General features: G+C 73.9%; 5 protein-coding genes. 4 read left to right on the forward strand and 1 reads right to left on the reverse strand.

The genetic code is table 11. The annotated features are described in order from the left end of the window. The coding region (locus tag ACFE8Y_RS20645) for an NAD(P)/FAD-dependent oxidoreductase (protein ID WP_375466243.1) at positions 1 to 1,037 on the reverse strand (1,037 nt) is incomplete at its 3' end. Between the two features lie 504 nt (positions 1,038 to 1,541). Between ACFE8Y_RS20645 and ACFE8Y_RS20650 the strand changes: the two genes are divergently transcribed. The 4 genes from ACFE8Y_RS20650 to ACFE8Y_RS20665 all read left to right on the forward strand — a co-directional run bounded on the left by ACFE8Y_RS20650 (position 1,542) and on the right by ACFE8Y_RS20665 (position 4,915). Continuing rightward, a complete protein-coding gene (locus ACFE8Y_RS20650; RefSeq protein WP_375466244.1) occupies positions 1,542 to 1,949 on the forward strand; it encodes a MucR family transcriptional regulator in 408 nt (135 codons plus the stop codon). A gap of 321 nt (positions 1,950 to 2,270) precedes the next feature. Next, entirely contained in the window at positions 2,271 to 3,008 is a 738-nt protein-coding gene (locus tag ACFE8Y_RS20655) for an NUDIX domain-containing protein (protein ID WP_375466245.1), read from the forward strand. Positions 3,009 to 3,024: 16 nt separating this feature from the next. Continuing rightward, on the forward strand, positions 3,025 to 4,008 hold the full coding sequence (locus ACFE8Y_RS20660; protein ID WP_375466246.1) for an SPFH domain-containing protein: 984 nt from the start codon (positions 3,025 to 3,027) through the stop codon (positions 4,006 to 4,008). 13 nt (positions 4,009 to 4,021) lie between these two features. After that, complete coding sequence (locus ACFE8Y_RS20665; protein WP_375466247.1) at positions 4,022 to 4,915, forward strand: hypothetical protein; 894 nt, start codon at positions 4,022 to 4,024, stop codon at positions 4,913 to 4,915. The last annotated feature ends 69 nt before the right edge of the window (positions 4,916 to 4,984 follow it).

A 4,984-nucleotide genomic window follows, 5' to 3' on the forward strand; every position in this document is an offset into this window, starting at 1 on the left:
GGGCTCTCGATCCCGAAGAGCTGGACGAGGCCCGGCAGGCCGTGCTCGGCCGGGCCGTCGATGACGAAGTCGGCCGCCGGCTCCCCGGGCCCGGTGAGCTTCGGGCGGATGCCCGCGTAGTCGGGCACCAGCGCGCCGTCGGGCAGGGCCGGCCAGTAGCGGCGGATCGCGGCGTAGAACACCGCGCTCCGGGCGGGATCGACCCGGTAGTCGAGGTGGTCGATCCACTCCACGTCCGGCCCGAAGCGCATGCGCCCGGCCAGATCCAGGGTCAGGTGGGTGCCCAGGCCCCCCTCGACCGGAGCCGGGTAGATCAGGCGGCTGAAGGCCGCGCGGCCGGTGCAGCCGAAGTAGTTGCCGCGGGCGAGCCGCAGGGCCGGCACCCGCCCGGCCGGGTAGTCCGCCGTGCGCGCGGCCAGCGCCTGCGCCCCGAAGCTCGCGGCGTTGACGACGGCGTCGCACGGGTAGTCGCCCGGCGCGTCGCCGCCGAAGGCCGCGCGCCATCCGCGCCCCGCCCGGGACAGGTGCTGGACCGGGGTCCGCAGCGCCAGCGCCCCGCCGCGATCCTCCAGGTCCCCCTGGAGCGCGAGCATCAGGGCGTGGCTGTCGACGATGCCGGTCCGCGGCGACAGCAGCGCCGCCGTGCAGGCGAGGTTCGGCTCCAGCCGGCGCGCCTGGCCGGCGTCGAGCAGGGCGAGGTCGGCGACGCCGTTCGCCTCCCCCCGCGCCCGGATCGCGGTAATCGCCTCCCCTTCCGCGTCGTCGGCGGCCACGATCAGCTTGCCGCAGGCGCGGTGCCCGATGCCGTGGCTCTCGCACAGGGCGTAGAGCAGGCGCGCGCCGGCGACGCAGTGCCGGGCCCGCAGCGAACCCGGCGGGTAGTACAGGCCCGCGTGGATCACCTCGGAATTGCGCGACGACACGCCCGTCCCGATCGCCTCGGCGGCCTCCGCGACGACGACGCCGTGTCCGCGCAGCGCCAGGGCGCGCGCCACCGCGAGGCCCACGACGCCCGCACCGACGACCAGAACTTCCATGCCGAACCCTTCGCGCGCCGTCCCGGTCCGGTTCTCGGTCAGGACGGACACCGCGTAAAGGCCCGGGCCCGCCGCCGGACCCCGTGCCGCGACCGCGGCCGCACCGCCGTGGCAGTGGAAACCATTTTACAACTTTTAGATGTAATTACTCCGTGGCGGCTTCCGAGGGCGGAAACGCGATCCCTCCCGCCGTCCAGGTCGGACGGGATGCCTCCATCCGCAAGCGTCTGACATCAAGCCTGATTCCTGACCTCTCCCTGCCGAGCATCGGCCGGCAAGCGCCTCGATCGCGCGAGTCCCCCACGGTCTAAGTAGACGCGCGTTCGGAAGATATACACTCATAAGTTGTTTTTTGACGGAAGCGGCGCATAGTTTCGTCTCCCCTCGTCGGGGCCGTTCCGGAGGGTGCGTCCGCCGGGCGCCTGCCCGTCGAACCCTCATCGCAGCCCAGCGCGGCTCCCATGCCCGGGACCGCCTGACGAAGTCCCGGAAGGAGAGAAGACCGTGCAGACCGACAGCAGGACCACCGAGCTCGCCGCCAAGGTCATCGCCGCCTACGTGGCGCGCAACAGCGTTCCGGCCGCAATCCTGCCGGACCTGGTCAGGACCGTCCACGGGGCGATCACCGCCCTGGAGCGTCCCGCCGAGCCCGTCGTCGCCAAGCCGTCGGAGGCGCAGATCCGCGCCTCGATCCGGCGGGAGACCCTCGTCAGCTTCGAGGACGGCAAGCCCTACAAGGCCCTGCGCCGGCACCTCACGCTGCGCGGCCTGTCGCCCGAGGCGTACCGGGCCAAGTGGGGCCTGCCGGTCGACTATCCCCTGGTGTCGGCCGCCTACAGCGCGCGCCGCTCCGTGATCTCCCGGGCGATCGGCCAGGGCCAGCGCCTGCGGATGCAACTGGCGGCGGAATGACCCGGCGCGCGGCGACGCGCGTCCCGTCACGGGTGCCGCCCGCGCGCGGTCTTCCGCGCGGTCTTCGTTGAGGGCGCGCAGGACATCGCGCGTGACATCGCGGTGTTCGGCGGGTGGGAGACGTTCGCCCGGGCGCCAGACCTGACGGGCATGGGCGTGCGCCCGCGTCCGCTCACGGCCGCCTCGCGGGTGATCCCGCGCCGATTCGGCAAAGCGCGCGGCCGGGGTCTTGCCGGTCCGAACGATGCGGACGAGAACGCCGGCTTGACATATATGCTCGATACATCTAACTAAGATGCATCGAGCATATAAGGCGTTGTCGTGGACGAGGCGGATTTTCTGGCGACGTACGATGCCGCCGCCTACCCGCGGCCCGCGCTGGCCGTCGATCTGGTCCTGCTCGGACTTCGGCACGGTCGCCCCGCCGCCCTGCTCGTGCAGCGTGATCAGCATCCCCACGCGGGTCGCTGGGCGCTGCCCGGCGGCTTCGTGCGCCTCGACGAGGCCCTCGACGCGGCGGCGGCGCGCGTCCTGCGCGAGAAGGCGGGGATCGCCGGGGCTCACGTCGAGCAGCTCTACACCTTCGGTGCCGTCGCGCGCGATCCGCGCATGCGCATCGTCACCGTCGCCTACCTCGCCCTGCTGACGGAGGCGGCGTTCGCCGACGCGCTCGAACGCGCGCCGAGGCTGCGGGCGGCGACGATCGCCGTGCCCTGGGCCGGCGAGGCGGGCGGCCCGGTCGCGGTGCTGGCGGCCGAAGGACCGGCCAGGGGCGGATCGCTCACCCTCGCCTTCGACCACGCCGACATCCTCGCGCTCGCGGTGCTGCGGCTGCGGGGCAAGCTCGACCACTCGGACGTGGGCTTCGGGCTGCTGCCCGAACGCTTCACCCTGCGCCAGTTGCAGGACGTGCACGAGGCGATCCGGGGCGTCCCGCTCAACAAGCCCGCCTTCCGCCGGCGGATGCTCGACCGGGGCTGGCTCGAGCCCACGGGTGCCCGCGAGGCCGGCACGTCGTTCCGTCCCGCCGAGCTCTACCGCTTCCAACGCGCGCGCTGACCTTCAGGAGGATGCCATGGCCACGATCCGCACCATCGGTCCCGTCGCCCAGTTGAGGAGCGAGGCGAGCCGCCACGTCATCCGCTACCGCAACGGCCGCGTCCGGCAGAGCGGGCGGGGGCTGGTGTTCTGGTTCCGGCCCGAGACCGCGAGCATCAGCGAGGTGCCCATGGACGACCGCGAGATGACGCTGTTCGTCCGCGGCCGCAGCCGGGATTTCCAGGCGATCGCGGTGCAGGGCACGATCGGCTGGCACGTCGTCGATCCCGAGCGGCTGGCGAGCCGCGTCGACTTCTCGATCGGCCTCCTCACCGGCAAGCTGCGGGGCGAGCCGATCGAGCGGATCGAGGCGCGCATCATCGGCATCAGCAGCCAGGCGGTGCTGCAACACCTCGGCGGGGAGCCGGTGGACGCGCTGCTCGCCGCGGGCCCCGAGCCCCTGCGCGGCAAGCTGGAGGCGATGCTGGCGGCGGACCCGGCGCTCTCCGAGATCGGCGTCGCGGCGGTGTCCGTGCGGCTCACCGACCTCGCGCCGACGAGCGAGCTGGAGCGCGCGCTGCAGACGCCGACCTTCGAGGCGCTCCAGCAGAAGGCCGACGCGGCGATCTTCGCCCGCCGCGCGCTGGCGGTCGAGAAGGAGCGCGCCATCGCCGAGAACGAGCTCGCCGCCAGGACCGAGCTGGCGCGGCGGGAGACGCTGCTCATCACGCAGGAGGCCGAGAACGCCCGCAGCCGCGCGGCGGGCGTGGCGCAAGCGCACGGGGTCGAGGCGGCGGCGGAGGCCGAGCGCATCCGCCTCGTCGAGGGCGCGCGGGTGGGGACCGAGCAGCAGCGCGTCGCGGTCTACCGCGACCTGCCGCCGGCGGTCCTGCTGGGGCTGGCCGCGCGCGAGCTCGCGGGCAAGCTGGAAACGATCGAGCACGTCACCGTCACGCCCGACCTGCTGGCCGCCGCGCTGGGCGAGTTCCGCAGGGCCGCGCCTCAGGTCGCGGCGCGCTGAAGGACGACGGGTCATGCCGGCCGCCACGCACCGCGCCGTCTTCGTCACCCGCGAGACCGACTACGAACTGCTGATCGCCCGGCACGCGACGCGGGGCCAAGCGCGCTTCTTCCTGGAGAGCCGCGGCCAGCCGATCGCGGAGATCGAGGCGCGCCACGCCCGCTTCCACGCGGTGCTCGCGCAGGCGCGCGCCGCGGTGCCGGCGGACTGGCGGCAGGCGCTGGTGCGGCGCGCCGACCTCGACCGTTTCCTGTTCGCGGCCGACGACGTGATCGTCGCGGTCGGGCAGGACGGGCTGGTCGCCAACGTCGCGAAGTACCTCGGCGCGCAGCCGGTGATCGGCGTCAACCCGGCGCCCGACCTCTACGACGGCGTGCTGGCGCGGGTCGCGGTCGAGCGGCTGGGCCGGCTGCTCCCGGCCAGCGTCGCGGGCGCGGCCCAGGTCGAGCGGCGCACCATGGTGCAGGCCGTGCTCGACGGCGGCGAGACGCTGTTTGCCTTGAACGAGGTCTTCGTCGGGCATCGCGGCCATCAGTCCGCCCGCTACCGGATCGAGGCGGACGGCGCGGGGGAGGATCACGCCTCCAGCGGCCTCATCGTCGCCTCCGGCACCGGGGCGACCGGCTGGGCGCGCGCGATCGCGGAGGCGACGCGTCTCGCCCTCGCGCTCGGCCCCGAGGAGCGGGCGGTCGGCTACTGGGTGCGCGAGCCCTTCCCGAGCGTGGCCACCGCCACGCGGATGCGCGCCGGCAAGCTCACCGATGCGCCGCTGCGCGTCACGTCGCGGATGAACGAGGGCGGCGTGGTGTTCGCCGACGGGATCGAGCAGGATTCCATCGCCTTCGGCTGGGGCCGGCAGGTCCGCCTATCGCCCGCGCCCCGCGCCCTTCACCTCGTGGTCGCGTGAGGGGCCGCAGCGCCGATCGCACGCTTCGCGGCGGGCGCCCACGTCGCGGCCCGCGAGGATCGCCGTCGG

Origin of the sequence: uncultured Methylobacterium sp. (assembly GCF_964242245.1) — a bacterium.
Classification (GTDB): domain Bacteria; phylum Pseudomonadota; class Alphaproteobacteria; order Rhizobiales; family Beijerinckiaceae; genus Methylobacterium.

What these genes read in the sequence shown, in the direction of transcription:
- ACFE8Y_RS20660 (WP_375466246.1), top strand. Translation starts at nt 3,025, where the DNA reads ATGGCCACGATCCGCACCATCGGTCCCGTCGCCCAGTTGAGGAGCGAG.
- ACFE8Y_RS20665 (WP_375466247.1), top strand. Translation starts at nt 4,022, where the DNA reads ATGCCGGCCGCCACGCACCGCGCCGTCTTCGTCACCCGCGAGACCGAC.